The sequence below is a fragment of the Eubacterium sp. ER2 genome (assembly GCF_000765215.1).
GTDB classification, from domain to species: domain Bacteria; phylum Bacillota; class Clostridia; order Lachnospirales; family Lachnospiraceae; genus Claveliimonas; species Claveliimonas intestinigallinarum.
This window is the reverse complement of record NZ_JPJE01000032.1, coordinates 63,115-75,899: the sequence shown is the minus strand read 5'-3', so window position 1 is coordinate 75,899 and position 12,785 is coordinate 63,115. Positions and strand designations below refer to the sequence as shown.

The 12,785-nt window shown below is 54.1% G+C and carries 12 protein-coding genes and 1 other RNA gene; all 13 read left to right on the top strand.

Annotated features, from left to right (window positions below):
• Nucleotides 1–25: 25 nt before the first annotated feature.
• The 13 genes from thrC (at nucleotide 26) to pheS (ending at nucleotide 12,698) form a co-directional block, all read left to right on the top strand.
• Nucleotides 26–1,519, top strand: a complete 1,494-nt coding sequence (gene thrC / locus NI21_RS0111675) for a threonine synthase (RefSeq protein WP_033126457.1) — start codon at nucleotides 26–28, stop codon at nucleotides 1,517–1,519.
• A 36-nt stretch (nucleotides 1,520–1,555) separates the two neighbouring features.
• Nucleotides 1,556–1,900: a hypothetical protein gene (locus NI21_RS0111670; RefSeq protein ID WP_033126366.1), complete on the top strand. Its 345-nt coding sequence runs from the start codon at nucleotides 1,556–1,558 to the stop codon at nucleotides 1,898–1,900.
• 504 nt (nucleotides 1,901–2,404) lie between these two features.
• Complete coding sequence (gene pckA, locus NI21_RS0111665; protein ID WP_033126365.1) at nucleotides 2,405–4,015, top strand: phosphoenolpyruvate carboxykinase (ATP); 1,611 nt, start codon at nucleotides 2,405–2,407, stop codon at nucleotides 4,013–4,015.
• A gap of 210 nt (nucleotides 4,016–4,225) precedes the next feature.
• Nucleotides 4,226–4,681: a helix-turn-helix transcriptional regulator gene (locus NI21_RS0111660; protein ID WP_242842855.1), complete on the top strand. Its 456-nt coding sequence runs from the start codon at nucleotides 4,226–4,228 to the stop codon at nucleotides 4,679–4,681.
• 101 nt (nucleotides 4,682–4,782) lie between these two features.
• Entirely contained in the window at nucleotides 4,783–5,163 is a 381-nt protein-coding gene (locus NI21_RS0111655) for a VOC family protein (RefSeq protein WP_033126364.1), read from the top strand.
• Entirely contained in the window at nucleotides 5,160–5,852 is a 693-nt protein-coding gene (locus tag NI21_RS0111650; RefSeq protein WP_033126363.1) for a response regulator transcription factor, read from the top strand. Before NI21_RS0111655 ends, NI21_RS0111650 begins: the two co-directional genes overlap by 4 nt.
• Before the next feature lie 118 nt (nucleotides 5,853–5,970).
• On the top strand, nucleotides 5,971–6,885 hold the full coding sequence (locus NI21_RS0111645) for an ATP-binding cassette domain-containing protein (RefSeq protein ID WP_033126362.1): 915 nt from the start codon (nucleotides 5,971–5,973) through the stop codon (nucleotides 6,883–6,885).
• The gene (locus NI21_RS0111640) at nucleotides 6,878–7,711 is read left to right on the top strand and encodes an ABC transporter permease subunit (protein ID WP_033126361.1); all 834 of its coding nucleotides are present in this window, start codon (nucleotides 6,878–6,880) and stop codon (nucleotides 7,709–7,711) included. Before NI21_RS0111645 ends, NI21_RS0111640 begins: the two co-directional genes overlap by 8 nt.
• 13 nt (nucleotides 7,712–7,724) lie before the next feature.
• Entirely contained in the window at nucleotides 7,725–8,639 is a 915-nt protein-coding gene (locus tag NI21_RS0111635; protein ID WP_052084081.1) for a HAMP domain-containing sensor histidine kinase, read from the top strand.
• A gap of 67 nt (nucleotides 8,640–8,706) precedes the next feature.
• A non-coding RNA gene (gene ssrS / locus NI21_RS16540) (6S RNA) lies at nucleotides 8,707–8,889 on the top strand.
• A gap of 78 nt (nucleotides 8,890–8,967) precedes the next feature.
• Nucleotides 8,968–10,302, top strand: coding sequence for a SpoIID/LytB domain-containing protein (locus NI21_RS0111630; RefSeq protein WP_242842854.1), 1,335 nt, complete (start codon nucleotides 8,968–8,970; stop codon nucleotides 10,300–10,302).
• 122 nt (nucleotides 10,303–10,424) lie between these two features.
• A complete protein-coding gene (locus NI21_RS0111625; protein WP_033126360.1) occupies nucleotides 10,425–11,243 on the top strand; it encodes a YihY/virulence factor BrkB family protein in 819 nt (272 codons plus the stop codon).
• Nucleotides 11,244–11,678: 435 nt separating this feature from the next.
• The gene (pheS, locus tag NI21_RS0111620) at nucleotides 11,679–12,698 is read left to right on the top strand and encodes a phenylalanine--tRNA ligase subunit alpha (protein WP_033126359.1); all 1,020 of its coding nucleotides are present in this window, start codon (nucleotides 11,679–11,681) and stop codon (nucleotides 12,696–12,698) included.
• The last annotated feature ends 87 nt before the right edge of the window (nucleotides 12,699–12,785 follow it).

Sequence of the window (12,785 nt, the reverse complement as noted above, 5' to 3'; positions counted from 1 at the left end):
AGGAAGAGGTAGAAAGGTGAAGAACATGAATTTACAGTACATGAGCACGAGAAACCCGAAGATCACAGCCACAGCCTCCCAGGCGGTCTTAAAAGGGCTTGCGGACGACGGCGGACTCTTTGTCCCCGAGAGGATTCCGGCCCTCCCGGTGTCCTTAGGGGAGCTGAAGGGGATGACCTACCAGGAGACAGCCTACGCAGTGATGAAGGAGTTCCTCACAGACTACACGGAGGAGGAGCTGAAAGCCTGCATCGCCAGGGCCTACGACAGCAAGTTTGACACAGAGGAGATCGCCCCCATCGCGAAGGTGGACGACACTTACTATCTAGAGCTGTTCCATGGACCCACCATCGCCTTCAAGGACATGGCCCTCTCCATTCTGCCCCACCTGATGACCACAGCGGCGAAGAAGAACGGAGTGGAGGGCGAGATCGTCATCCTCACCGCCACCTCCGGGGATACGGGGAAAGCCGCCATGGCCGGATTTGCGGACGTGGAGGGGACACGCATCATTGTATTCTATCCCAAGGGCGGGGTGAGCCGTGTGCAGGAGCTGCAGATGGTGACCCAGAAGGGGGACAATGTGGACGTGGTGGCTATCCACGGCAACTTTGACAATGCCCAGAGCGGTGTGAAGGAGCTCTTTGGAAATCAGGAGCTGGCAGGAAAGCTTGCCCGGAAGGGCTGCCAGTTCTCCTCTGCCAACTCCATCAATATCGGGCGCCTTGTGCCCCAGATTGTGTACTATGTGTACGCCTACGGCAAGCTCCTGGAAAATGGAGAGATCGAGGAGGGGGAGAAGATCAACATCACTGTCCCCACTGGCAATTTCGGGAACATCCTGGCTGCCTGCTACGCAAAGCACATGGGACTGCCCGTAGGGAAGCTGATCTGCGCCTCAAACGAGAATAAGGTGCTCTTTGACTTCTTCCAGACAGGAACATACGACAGGAACCGGGAATTCATGCTGACTACCTCACCTTCTATGGACATCCTTATCTCCAGCAACCTGGAGAGGCTTATCTACCAGATCTGCGGCCGGGACGGCAAGGCGGATGCAGAGCTCATGAGACAGCTTCAGACAGAGGGCAGATATACCATCACAGAGGAGATGAGAGAGCAGCTCTCTGACTTTGCGGCAGGCTATGCCACAGAGGAGGAGACAGCTGAGACGATCCGAGAGATCTATGAGAGGACAGGCTACGTGATGGACACGCACACAGCCGTGGCTGCCCATGTCTGCCAGGCCTACAAAGCGGACAGCGGTGACGGGACGAAATGCCTGGTGGCCTCCACAGCAAGCCCTTACAAATTTGTGAAGAGCGTCCTTACGGCCATCGGCAAAGAGGCGTACAGCCAGAAGGAGGAGCTGGAGCTGCTGCCGGAGCTGGAGCGCATTTCCGGGGTAGAGATGCCAAATGCCATAAAGGAGATCCTGAACGCAAAGATCCGCCACCATAGGGAGTGCGACGCGGACAAGATGCAGGAGACAGTGGAGGAGATCCTGGGCATCAGATAGCAGCCTTTTGAGAAAAGCAGGGAAGGACAGATAGATATGAACAGTATGGGAAGTTTTTTTGGCATTGTGGGGATCGGCGCAGGCATCTACTGTATATACGGGTATCTGCTGATGGTCAGGAGACGTCAGATTCCGAAGGGGATCATGCTTCCAAAGGATGAGGATCCGAAGAGGTGCAAAGATGTGGAGGCCTACATTAAGATGACCTCCGCTCAGCTCCTTCTGGTGGGGATTCTCCTTGCGGTCTACGGCGTACTGGAGCTGATCAACACCTATGTGGCCTCCATTGCCATACCGGTTTTTGTGGCCATTGTGCTCGTTATGGCGGCTCTTATCTGGTTTGCAGTCCAGACAAAAAAAGCCAACACCACATATTTCTGAAATGTCTGACATTTGGCGGGTTTTGGACATCATATACAGGAAAGCCAGGATGCAGAAAAATCCTCTTCATAGGAGGCGTGGTTCTGGAGCAGGGGACTGCGGACAGACCCTTTTATTCAGCAAAAACGGCTGAAAAACGTGCCCCTTACTCTGGGGGCGGAGTGATCCCGCAAGCGCAGGTGAGGAGCCTGTGGTGGCGACGAAGAGCATATTTGTGGAAAAAATGAAGAAAATGGGACGTGGCCTGGAAGAAGGAAACTTCTTCTGAAGAGTGGGAAAATGCAGGATTTGATTTGAAATCCTGCATTTTTTATCGGGAAAAGCGGCATTGTTTTTCTTAAAAACAGAAAAATAAAAGATTAAGAATGGAAAAATTCATGTCATTGTTACTCTCTTAACATTTTATTGTTGATTTTTCATACTGTTTCCTGTATAATGTTGGCATATCGGGATTGCCGGATTACAGGCAACATATACTATAGAAAGAAAGAGGTTGAGCGTAACATGTCAAATATCGATTTAACTAAGTACGGTATCACCGGAACAACAGAAATTGTTCACAATCCTTCCTATGAAATGCTTTTTGAAGAGGAGACAAACCCGAACCTGGAAGGCTTTGACAAAGGCCAGGTCAGCGAGCTGGGTGCAGTCAACGTTATGACTGGTATCTACACAGGCCGTTCTCCTAAAGACAAATACATTGTTATGGACGAGAACTCCAAGGACACTGTATGGTGGACTTCAGACGAGTATAAGAACGACAACCACCCGGCTTCCCAGGAAGCATGGGACGCAGTGAAAGAGATCGCAAAGAACGAGCTTTCAGGCAAGAGACTTTTCGTTGTAGATGCTTTCTGCGGCGCTAACAAGGACACTCGCATGGCCATCCGTTTCATCATGGAAGTGGCATGGCAGGCTCACTTCGTTACCAATATGTTCATTCGCCCCACAGCAGAGGAGCTGGAGAGCTTTGAGCCCGACTTCGTAGTTTACAACGCTTCCAAGGCAAAGGTTGAGAACTATGAGGAGCTTGGCTTAAGATCAGAGACAGCCGTTATGTTCAACATCACAAGCCGCGAGCAGGTAATCGTGAATACATGGTACGGCGGAGAGATGAAGAAGGGTATGTTCTCCATGATGAACTACTATCTGCCGCTGAAGGGCATCGCTTCCATGCACTGCTCTGCAAACACAGATATGAACGGCGAGAACACAGCAATCTTCTTCGGACTTTCCGGAACAGGTAAGACCACACTCTCCACAGACCCGAAGAGACTTCTCATCGGCGATGACGAGCACGGCTGGGACGACAACGGCGTGTTCAACTTCGAGGGCGGATGCTACGCAAAGGTGATCGACCTGGACAAGGACTCCGAGCCGGATATCTACAATGCCATCAAGCGCAACGCTCTTCTTGAGAACGTGACGCTGGATGCGGACGGAAAGATTGACTTTACAGACAAGAGCGTGACAGAGAATACACGTGTTTCCTACCCCATCGATCACATCGAGAAGATCGTTCGCCCGGTTTCCGCGGCTCCGGCAGCGAAGAACGTGATCTTCCTGTCAGCTGACGCTTTCGGCGTGCTTCCTCCGGTATCTGTCCTGACAGCTGAGCAGACAGAGTACTACTTCCTGTCCGGCTTCACAGCAAAGCTTGCAGGAACAGAGAGAGGTATCACAGAGCCTACACCTACATTCTCCGCATGCTTCGGCCAGGCTTTCCTGGAGCTGCATCCGACAAAATACGCAGAGGAGCTTGTAAAGAGAATGAAGGCCAGCGGAGCAAAGGCTTACCTGGTAAACACAGGCTGGAACGGAACAGGAAAACGTATCTCCATCAAGGATACACGTGGAATTATCGACGCTATCCTGGACGGATCGATCCTGACAGCGCCCACAAAGAAGATTCCTTACTTCAACTTTGAGGTTCCGACAGAGCTTCCGGGCGTAGATCCCGCTATCCTGGATCCCCGCGACACATACGCTGACGCTTCTGAGTGGGATGCAAAGGCAAAAGACCTGGCACAGAGATTTGTCAAGAACTTTAAGAAATACGAGAGCAACGAGCTTGGAAAAGCGCTGGTTGCAGCTGGTCCTCAGATCGAGGAATAATCACAGATGTAAATATGACTCCCCGGCAGTACGCCGGGGAGCTTTTTTTGTGACAGTGTCTTGTGACAGCGACGGGCCAAAGTCCGGGCCTGCTTTTGCTGTTACCAGAATGGAAACAGAGAAAAACCAGAGCGGTGCTGTCCACAGGGCTGCCGATGCTGTATAGTGGAGTCAGAAAAGACAGCCGGATAGGCAAGGAGGAGATGACAGATGATGGCGCTGGGAGATAATATCAGAAGGCTTCGGGAGGAGAGGGGGATGACTCAGCAGCAGATGGCGGATAAGCTGTATGTGTCCAGGCAGACCGTGTGCCGCTGGGAGAACGGCTCCAGATGCCCGGATCTGATCACGGCGAAGAAGATTGCCACAGAGTTCGGGGTGAGTCTGGACGCGCTCATATCCGATGACGATATGGAGGATCTTGAACGGATTTCCGGAGCGGGAAAGTTTATAAAATACAAGAGAAAAGTGAAGCTTCAGGAATACCAGAGAAAGATACTGGAATTTCTCCAGGTGCTGGGAGGCGTGTACCTGTCCATCTCCCTCATCCTGCGGGTCCGCTTTGACATGCGGATGCCTGTCTGGAGCGTCGTGCTGGGCGTGTGTATTGTGGCAGGGGCATTTGCCCTGAACCGCAGGCTGGTGAAGCGGATGAAAGACCTGTGAGGAGCAGACGGGCCAAATGGAAAGAGAGAGCGGGAAACGGTTGTCCCGGCAGACCACATGGGGTATACTCTTTCTATGGGAAAACGAAAAGGAGGCTGCATATGAGACTGAAAAATGTGCTGATAGCTGTCCGGGATCTGGAGCAGGCCAAAAGATTTTACGGGGATCTGTTCGGCCTGGAGGTGGCCCTGGACGGGGACGAGAATGTGATGCTCACAGAGGGGCTTGTGCTCCAGGACAAAAAGGTGTGGGAGGCGTGCCTGGGAGAGGAGATTATTTCCCACAACAACGCTGCGGAGCTCTACTTTGAGGAGAGGGATCTGGAAGGGCTTGTGGAAAAGCTCAAAGCATACGGGGAGGAAATCCGGTATGCGGACCGCCTCCGGGAGCTGCCGGGAGGCCAGAAGCTGCTCCGGTTCTATGATCCGGACGGCCATCTCATCGAGGTAAGGACACCGGCAGAAGGGGAGGCGGCGTTATGAGTCTGATCGCGGTCATTGACGATGATGAATATATCGGAGATATGCTCAGGAGGGCGCTGGAGGGCGAGGGCTATCAGGTGGCCCGGGCCTACTCCGGCACGGAGGCCCTCCTTCTTCTTGAGAAGACAAATCCGGATCTGGTGCTCCTGGACCTGATGATGCCCGGCCTTGCGGGGGAGGAGGTGCTGAAGAGGATCCAGGGGATCCCGGTGATCGTTGTCAGCGCAAAGGCGGATGTGGAGAACAAGGTGGATCTTCTTCTTGGCGGGGCGGCGGACTATGTGACCAAGCCCTTTGATATTCGGGAGCTGCTGGCCAGGATCGCGGTGCAGCTGAGGCAGGCGGAGAGTACCGGGGCCGGGGAAGACGTTCAGGGACAGATTCTCGTGTTCGAGGATCTTCGCATGGATACGGCCGCCTGGAAGGTGTGGGCGGGGGAGGAGCTGCTGCACCTGACGCCCACGGAGTTTGCCATCTTAAAACAGCTCATGGCCCGCCCTTCCCAGGTGATCACCAAGGCCCGGCTGCTGGATGCCATCAGTCTGGACACGCCGGACTGCACGGAAGGATCCCTAAAGATCCACATCAGCCATCTGCGCAGAAAGCTGAAGCGGGATACAGACTGTGACTACATTGAGGCTGTGTGGGGGATCGGGTTTAAGATGCGCCAGGGACAGGAGGAATGTTAACTGAAAATGTTAACTGTTTCTTTACCCTTTCCTTAACCGGAAGCTTACCGGCCCTGTGCTATCATGAGTTCAGAGCTCAGAAGAGCTCTGGAATGAATGATGACAAGGAGGTAATTTTATGGAATATGTGCTGACCACGGACAATCTGACCAAGCAGTACCGGAGCTTCAAGGCCCTGGGCGGACTGTCCATGCATGTGGAAAAGGGAGCCATCTACGGCTTTGTGGGGCGAAACGGGGCCGGAAAGACGACACTGATCCGCCTCATCTGCGGCCTGCAGACACCCACTTCCGGCACCTACACACTGTACGGGAAGAAAAATACGGAGGGGAACCTTTCGCGGGAGAGGAGACGAATGGGGGCTGTGGTGGAGACTCCCTCCATCTATGGCGGCATGACGGCGGAGGACAATCTGAAGGAGCAGTACCGGGTGCTGGGACGCCCCTCCTTTGAGGGGATAAAGGAGCTGCTGGAGCTTGTGGGCCTGGGCGACACGGGAAAGAAGAAGGCAAAAAACTTTTCCCTGGGCATGAAGCAGAGGCTGGGCATAGCCGTGGCTTTGGCCGGGGATCCGGATTTCCTTGTGCTGGACGAGCCGGTGAATGGACTGGATCCCCAGGGGATCATTGAGATACGGGAGCTGATCTTAAAGCTGAACAGGGAGAGAAAGATCACCTTCCTCATCTCCAGCCACATTCTGGACGAGCTGTCCAGGCTGGCCACCCACTACGGCTTTATCGACGCAGGACACATTGTCCGGGAGGTGAGCGCAAAGGAGCTGGAGGATAGCTGCCGGAAATGTACCCGCGTGGAAGTGACGGACATCCAGGCCCTTGTCCGGGTGCTGGAAAAGAGACAGATGGAGTACAAGGTCACCTCGGAAAACAGCGCCGATGTGTTCGGCAAATGGGATGTGACGGAGATGGTTCTGGCCCTGGAGACCGAGGACTGCAAAGTGCTGGCACTCACGGAGAAGGACGAGAGTCTGGAGAGCTACTACATCAACCTGATGGGAGGTGAGAGCCATGCGTAAGCTTCTGCGGGCGGATTTCGCCAGGCTCTGGAAGGATAAGGTCTTCTGGATCGCTACAGGGGTGGTGATGCTGTTCAGTGCGGCTATCTGTCTTGCCCAGTATAACTCCATGGTAAACTATGATATGAATATGTCGTATGCGCTGCCGAGGATCTACGTCAATTCTTATATAATGCTCTGCATTGCCCTGGCAGCGTTCACGAATTTGTTTCTCGGGACAGAATACAGTGACGGCACGATCCGGAACAAGCTTGTGACAGGGTGCTCCAGAAGCGGTATCTATCTGTCCGGCTATCTGACCTGCGCGGCGGGAGGGCTTTTGATGCAGGCTGCATTCATGGCGGTAGCTACCATCATGGGAGTGCCCATGTTCGGGTTTAAAACAGCATTCCTCAGACCGGTCGGAACCTACACCCTGGTGGGGGCGCTCCTCATTTGCTGTGAGGTTGCCATTTATACCATGGTCTCCATGCTCTGCCAGAACAGGGCAGCGGTGGCAGTGCTCTGCCAGGTGGTGACCTTTGCTCTGCTCATGTACAGCACCTACCTGATGAACGCGCTCTCCGCACCGGAATTCTATGATGCCGCCACAAAGGCGGCGGACGGGAGCTTCATCATGGAGACAGTCCGAAATGAGAGATATCTGACAGGACAAGAGAGGAAGATTTATGAGTTTCTCACAGAGTTTATCCCCATGGCCCAGGGATATGTGGTTGCGGGACTGAACTCGGCTCATCCCGCCCTTTTGGGCCTGTACTCCGTAATCGTCGGGGGTTTCAGTACAGCGGCCGGGCTGCTCGGCTTCCGGAGAAAGGATCTGAAGTAGAGGAGGAAGAAGTATGTATCTGCTGGGAGGCGTCTGCTGCCTGCTCCTGCTGGTCTGCGCGGGACTGGGGATAAAAATAGTTTCCATGAGAAGAGGGGCAGATGAGCTGCGTCTCCAGTGCGGAGCGCGTCTTGCGGAGGACACTAACGTGGGGATTGATATCGGCGCCATGGACGGGAGGATGCGGGCTCTTGCCGCGGAGCTGGACAGGCAGATGAAGGATCTGCGTCAGGCGAGGCTGCGGTACGAGCAGGGGGACGCGGAGCTGAAAAAGGCGGTTACCAACATTTCACACGACCTGCGCACGCCGCTCACCGCCCTTTGCGGCTACATGCAGCTGCTGGACAGGGAGCAGGTCTCTCCGGAAGTGCGGGAGTATCTGGACGTCATGAAAAACCGCATCCAGGCTATGACAAAGCTGACGGAGGAGCTGTTCCAGTACTCCGTCATTGTCTCCACGGAAAAGTACAGGGAGCGGGAGAGGATTTCCCTGGGAGCTGTCCTGGCCGAGAGCGCTGCCGGATTTTACGGAGTCCTGAAGGAAAAAGGGATCACGCCGGATATACGTATGCCGGAGGAAGAGGTCTTTGTGTATGCCAACCGGGATGGACTTTTGCGGATCTTCGGCAATATTATCAGCAACGCCGTGAAGTACAGCGACGGAGACCTGAAGATCACCCTGCATCCGGACGGTCGAATTACCTTTGCCAACCACGCGTCAGGACTTGACGAGGTGGAGGCGGCCAGGCTCTTTGAAAGGTTCTATACGGTGGAAAACGGCAGCGGGAGCACTGGCCTGGGGCTGTCCATCGCCCGGACTCTGACAGAGCAGATGGGCGGGCAGATTGGCGCCTGCAGGGAGGACGACTGTTTCGTGATCTGGGCTGCTTTTTTGCGGACGGAGGACGGAAAAGAAAAATTCGTGTAAAGAACAGGTAAATACAGGAAGTATATTTTAGTTGAAAAGATGGAGACAATAGAGTATAATGTCTTTAGGAAACCTGGGATGCTCGACAATTCCTGTAATTTTGAACCTACAAAACTTTAAACGGGACTCTTATTATCTCTGTAATATGTCAGGCCTCCGTACTAGCAGTGGAAGACAGAAAAACAGATGCGGACGCCCACCTGGCTGCGGCTAGGAGTCAAAATACAGGAACCGGCATTTTGGGGATGTACAAAAGATGAAAGGCAGCTGCGTATATGCAGCTGTCTTTTTTCATACATTTAAGAAAAAGGTGCAAAAAGGGACAGCTTTGAGAAGAACATCATTCAGAAAAAGAAGAAAGAGAAATGTTTATGGAAGATATGTAGCAGCCATTTTCATCTGGCTGCTTTTCATAACCGGGATCGTCCACATGATTTCCCGGGAGGAGGGGGGCTTTGGAGGCACGGACACGGAGAGCAGGCTGGACGTGCCGGAGGGAGAGCTGCCGGAGCCTACCTCCGGGAGCACGATCCGGGTGCTCCTCATGACAACGGGCTATGGCGGCGAGATCCACAGTGAAGTGAGAGTCTCCTCGGACGCGGGACTGCGGGTGAGCTGCGCAGGGGAGAGTATTGAGTGGAACAAGGCGGATACATATCAGATCCTCCCGGACGATGCCCGGTTCCAGAAAGGGAATATACGGATCGAGTCTCTGGGCCAGGGAGGGCAGATCAGGCTGGAGAGCGTAGAGAGGGGCTGCGGTGTCCCCTCCTACAGCGGGGCCCTGGAGCTGCGGGCGGCCTCCGGCGGTATAGCGGTAATCAATGAGCTTCCCGTGGAGACTTACCTGTGCGGCGTGGTGCCAAGCGAGATGCCCGCCTCCTACGAGCTGGAGGCCCTGAAGGCCCAGGCGGTGTGCGCCAGGAGCTACGCCTTCCGGCAGATGACCTCCTACGGCTATCCGGAGTATGAGGCCCATGTCAACGACAGCACGGATTTTCAGGTGTACAACAACAGTGAAAGGCAGGAGAGCAGCACTCGGGCCGTGACTGAGACGGAGGGACAGGTTGTCAGGTATAAAGGGGAGATCGCCACCACATACTATTATTCAACCTCCTGCGGCAGGACCACCAGTCTGGAGGCCTGGGGAACAGACCCCGGGGAGGGAGGCGGATACCTGCAGAGCGTGAATGTCTGTGGGGACAACGGGGATTATGAGAAGGATCTGCCCTGGTACAGATGGACGGCCCAGGTACCGGTCCAGACCCTGTCCGCTCTTGTCAGCACAAATACAGGGGTGAATGTGGGTACCCTCTCTGGCGTGGAGGTGACAAAGCGGGGGCCCGGAGATGTGGCCCTGCAGATCGTGGCCTCCGGGGACGCGGGCAGCGTCACGGTGGACACGGAGAACAAGATACGCGCGGCCCTGGGCGGGAGCGGCTACACCATCACGAAAAATGATGGCAGCACCAGCCAGAGTACGTCCCTTCTGCCCAGCGCATTTTTTACCATAGAGAGGAGCGGCGACACCTTTGTTATCAGCGGAGGGGGCTTCGGCCACGGCATCGGCATGAGCCAGAACGGGGCCAATGAGATGGCAAAGCAGGGGGCGGATTACAGGGAAATCCTGCAGCTGTTCTACCGGGATGTGGAGATCGGATGAGGGATGGACAGAGGAACGGCGGAGAAATCAGCTTGAATATTTTGCGGGCAGATGGTATGATTTCTCTATAAAAATGGCGGGTGAGCCGCTGCCTGCCTGAAAAATGACAGCGGGGGAGGACTATGATCAGGAAGATTTTTCAGAAAGCGATAGATGTGTCCGAGGAAGTGGGAAAAGACCATGTGGGGGCTTACGCTGCCCAGACGGCTTATTTTTTTATGCTCTGTATGATCCCCATCATCCTGCTGCTTTTGACTCTGGTGCAGTATACGCCGGTCACAAAGGCAGATGTGATGACCGCGGTGGTGCAGGTGTTTCCCTCCTCTGTGGACTCCCTGATCGTCTCTATTGTCAATCAGGTCTACAATCAGTCCATGGGCATCATCCCTGTGACCGCGTTGGTGGCACTCTGGTCTGCGGGCAAGGGCGTGCTGGCCATGACAGGCGGACTGAACTGCATTTACGGCTGTCATGAGACGAGAAACTATGTTTTCCTGCGGATACGGTCCACCATCTACACGGTGCTCTTTATCGTGGTCATCCTTTTGCTTCTTGTGGTCTCTGTCTTTGGAAACACGCTGAACATTTTTATCACGAGCCACGTGAAATTCCTGAAGCCGGTGGCGGACTGGCTGATCCAGCGGCGGACCGTCATCACGCCGGTGGTGATGATGGGATTTTCCCTGCTTATCTACAAGTTCCTCCCCAACCGGAAGGATACCTTCCGCAGGCAGATCCCGGGATCTGTGTTTACAGCCCTGGCCTGGATGGTTATCTCCTGGGTGTTCTCCGTGTATGTGGATATTTTCCAGGGGTTTTCAGATATGTACGGGAGCCTCACAACCATTGTGCTGATCATGCTCTGGCTCTACTGCTGTATGTACAGTATCCTGCTGGGAGGTGAGCTGAACAAGCTGACAGCTGACAAAATGTTTTCCTGACGCAAGGGAAAAATGTCCGCCTGCGGGCAGGGTTTTCCTTGACATCCCGTTTTCTTGTGTTAAAATGAAAAAAGCGATTGAAATATCAGAAAGGCTTTGACCGTGCAAGTAGAGACTCATTTTCCGGCAGAGAGGGGAGATCGCTGGCTGAAAGTTTCCCCGGGTTCAGATGAGGATCGAATTTCCCACGTGAGCCGCGCATCTGAACAGGGCTGTCTGATCGGCCAGTAGGGTGTGCCGTCTTTGTGCACGTTACGCATGTCTGAGAGTCCGCCGCGCAAAGCGCAGCGGGAAGCAGGGTGGTACCGCGGGTTTGTATGTCTCGTCCCTTTTCAGGGATGAGGCTTTTTTTATTGAATGTTGAACGGAGAACCGAGTCCTCCATTCGATCAAAACGTCCCTGTGTTACATTTCATAAAGAAAAGGAGAAAAATGATGAAAGAGAAATTACAAAGCATTAAAGAAGAGGCGATCCGTCAGATTGAAGCTTCCGATGTGCCTGAAAAGCTCAACGAAGTGCGGGTGAAGTTCCTGGGCAAAAAAGGAGAGCTGACCGCAGTTCTGAAGGCTATGAAGGACGTGGCACCGGAGGAGCGCCCCAAGGTAGGACAGATGGTCAACGAGACGAGAGCGGCCATTGAGGAGCTCCTGGAGGAGACAAAGAAGAATATGGAGAGGAAGATCCGGGAGGAGAGACTGAAGCAGGAGGTCATCGACGTCACACTTCCCTCGAAGAAAAATATGGTGGGACACAGCCATCCCAACACTATCGCCCTGAACGAGGTGGAGCGCATTTTCATCGGTATGGGCTACGAGGTGGTGGAGGGCCCGGAGATCGAGTACGACCTCTACAACTTTGAGAAGCTGAATATCCCCGCCGACCATCCGGCCAAGGATGAGCAGGACACCTTCTACATCAACAAGGATATTGTGCTTCGGACACAGACATCCCCTGTGCAGGCCCGCATCATGGAGCAGGGAAAGCTCCCCATCCGTATGATCGCGCCGGGACGCGTGTTCCGCTCCGATGAGGTGGATGCCACCCACTCTCCTTCCTTCCACCAGATCGAGGGACTTGTGGTGGACAAGAAGATTTCCTTCTCTGACCTGAAGGGAACCCTGGAAGTCTTCGCAAAGGAGCTGTTCGGGCCGGAGACAAAGACGAAATTCCGTCCCCATCACTTCCCCTTTACGGAGCCCAGCGCCGAGATGGACGTGACCTGCTTCAAGTGCGGCGGAAAGGGCTGCCGCTTCTGCAAGGGCTCCGGCTGGATCGAGATCCTCGGCTGTGGTATGGTGCATCCCCATGTGTTCGAGATGTGCGGCATTGACCCGGATGAGTACACAGGCTTCGCCTTTGGTGTCGGCCTGGAGCGAATTGCCCTTCTGAAGTATGAGATCGATGACATGCGGCTTCTGTACGAGAACGATATCCGGTTCCTGAAGCAGTTTTAGACACAATACACACAATAGTACACCAGTTAGTGTAATTTCAGACGTAATACTTTTTAAAAGTGTTACGTCCCCTGTTAAACTATTAAC

Excerpts from the sequence above, each read along its gene's own strand:
- thrC (WP_033126457.1), top strand. The coding sequence starts at position 26 with ATGAATTTACAGTACATGAGCACGAGAAACCCGAAGATCACAGCCACA.
- NI21_RS0111670 (WP_033126366.1), top strand. The coding sequence starts at position 1,556 with ATGAACAGTATGGGAAGTTTTTTTGGCATTGTGGGGATCGGCGCAGGC.
- pckA (WP_033126365.1), top strand. The coding sequence starts at position 2,405 with ATGTCAAATATCGATTTAACTAAGTACGGTATCACCGGAACAACAGAA.
- NI21_RS0111660 (WP_242842855.1), top strand. The coding sequence starts at position 4,226 with ATGATGGCGCTGGGAGATAATATCAGAAGGCTTCGGGAGGAGAGGGGG.
- NI21_RS0111655 (WP_033126364.1), top strand. The coding sequence starts at position 4,783 with ATGAGACTGAAAAATGTGCTGATAGCTGTCCGGGATCTGGAGCAGGCC.
- NI21_RS0111650 (WP_033126363.1), top strand. The coding sequence starts at position 5,160 with ATGAGTCTGATCGCGGTCATTGACGATGATGAATATATCGGAGATATG.
- NI21_RS0111645 (WP_033126362.1), top strand. The coding sequence starts at position 5,971 with ATGGAATATGTGCTGACCACGGACAATCTGACCAAGCAGTACCGGAGC.
- NI21_RS0111640 (WP_033126361.1), top strand. The coding sequence starts at position 6,878 with ATGCGTAAGCTTCTGCGGGCGGATTTCGCCAGGCTCTGGAAGGATAAG.
- NI21_RS0111635 (WP_052084081.1), top strand. The coding sequence starts at position 7,725 with ATGTATCTGCTGGGAGGCGTCTGCTGCCTGCTCCTGCTGGTCTGCGCG.
- NI21_RS0111625 (WP_033126360.1), top strand. The coding sequence starts at position 10,425 with ATGATCAGGAAGATTTTTCAGAAAGCGATAGATGTGTCCGAGGAAGTG.
- pheS (WP_033126359.1), top strand. The coding sequence starts at position 11,679 with ATGAAAGAGAAATTACAAAGCATTAAAGAAGAGGCGATCCGTCAGATT.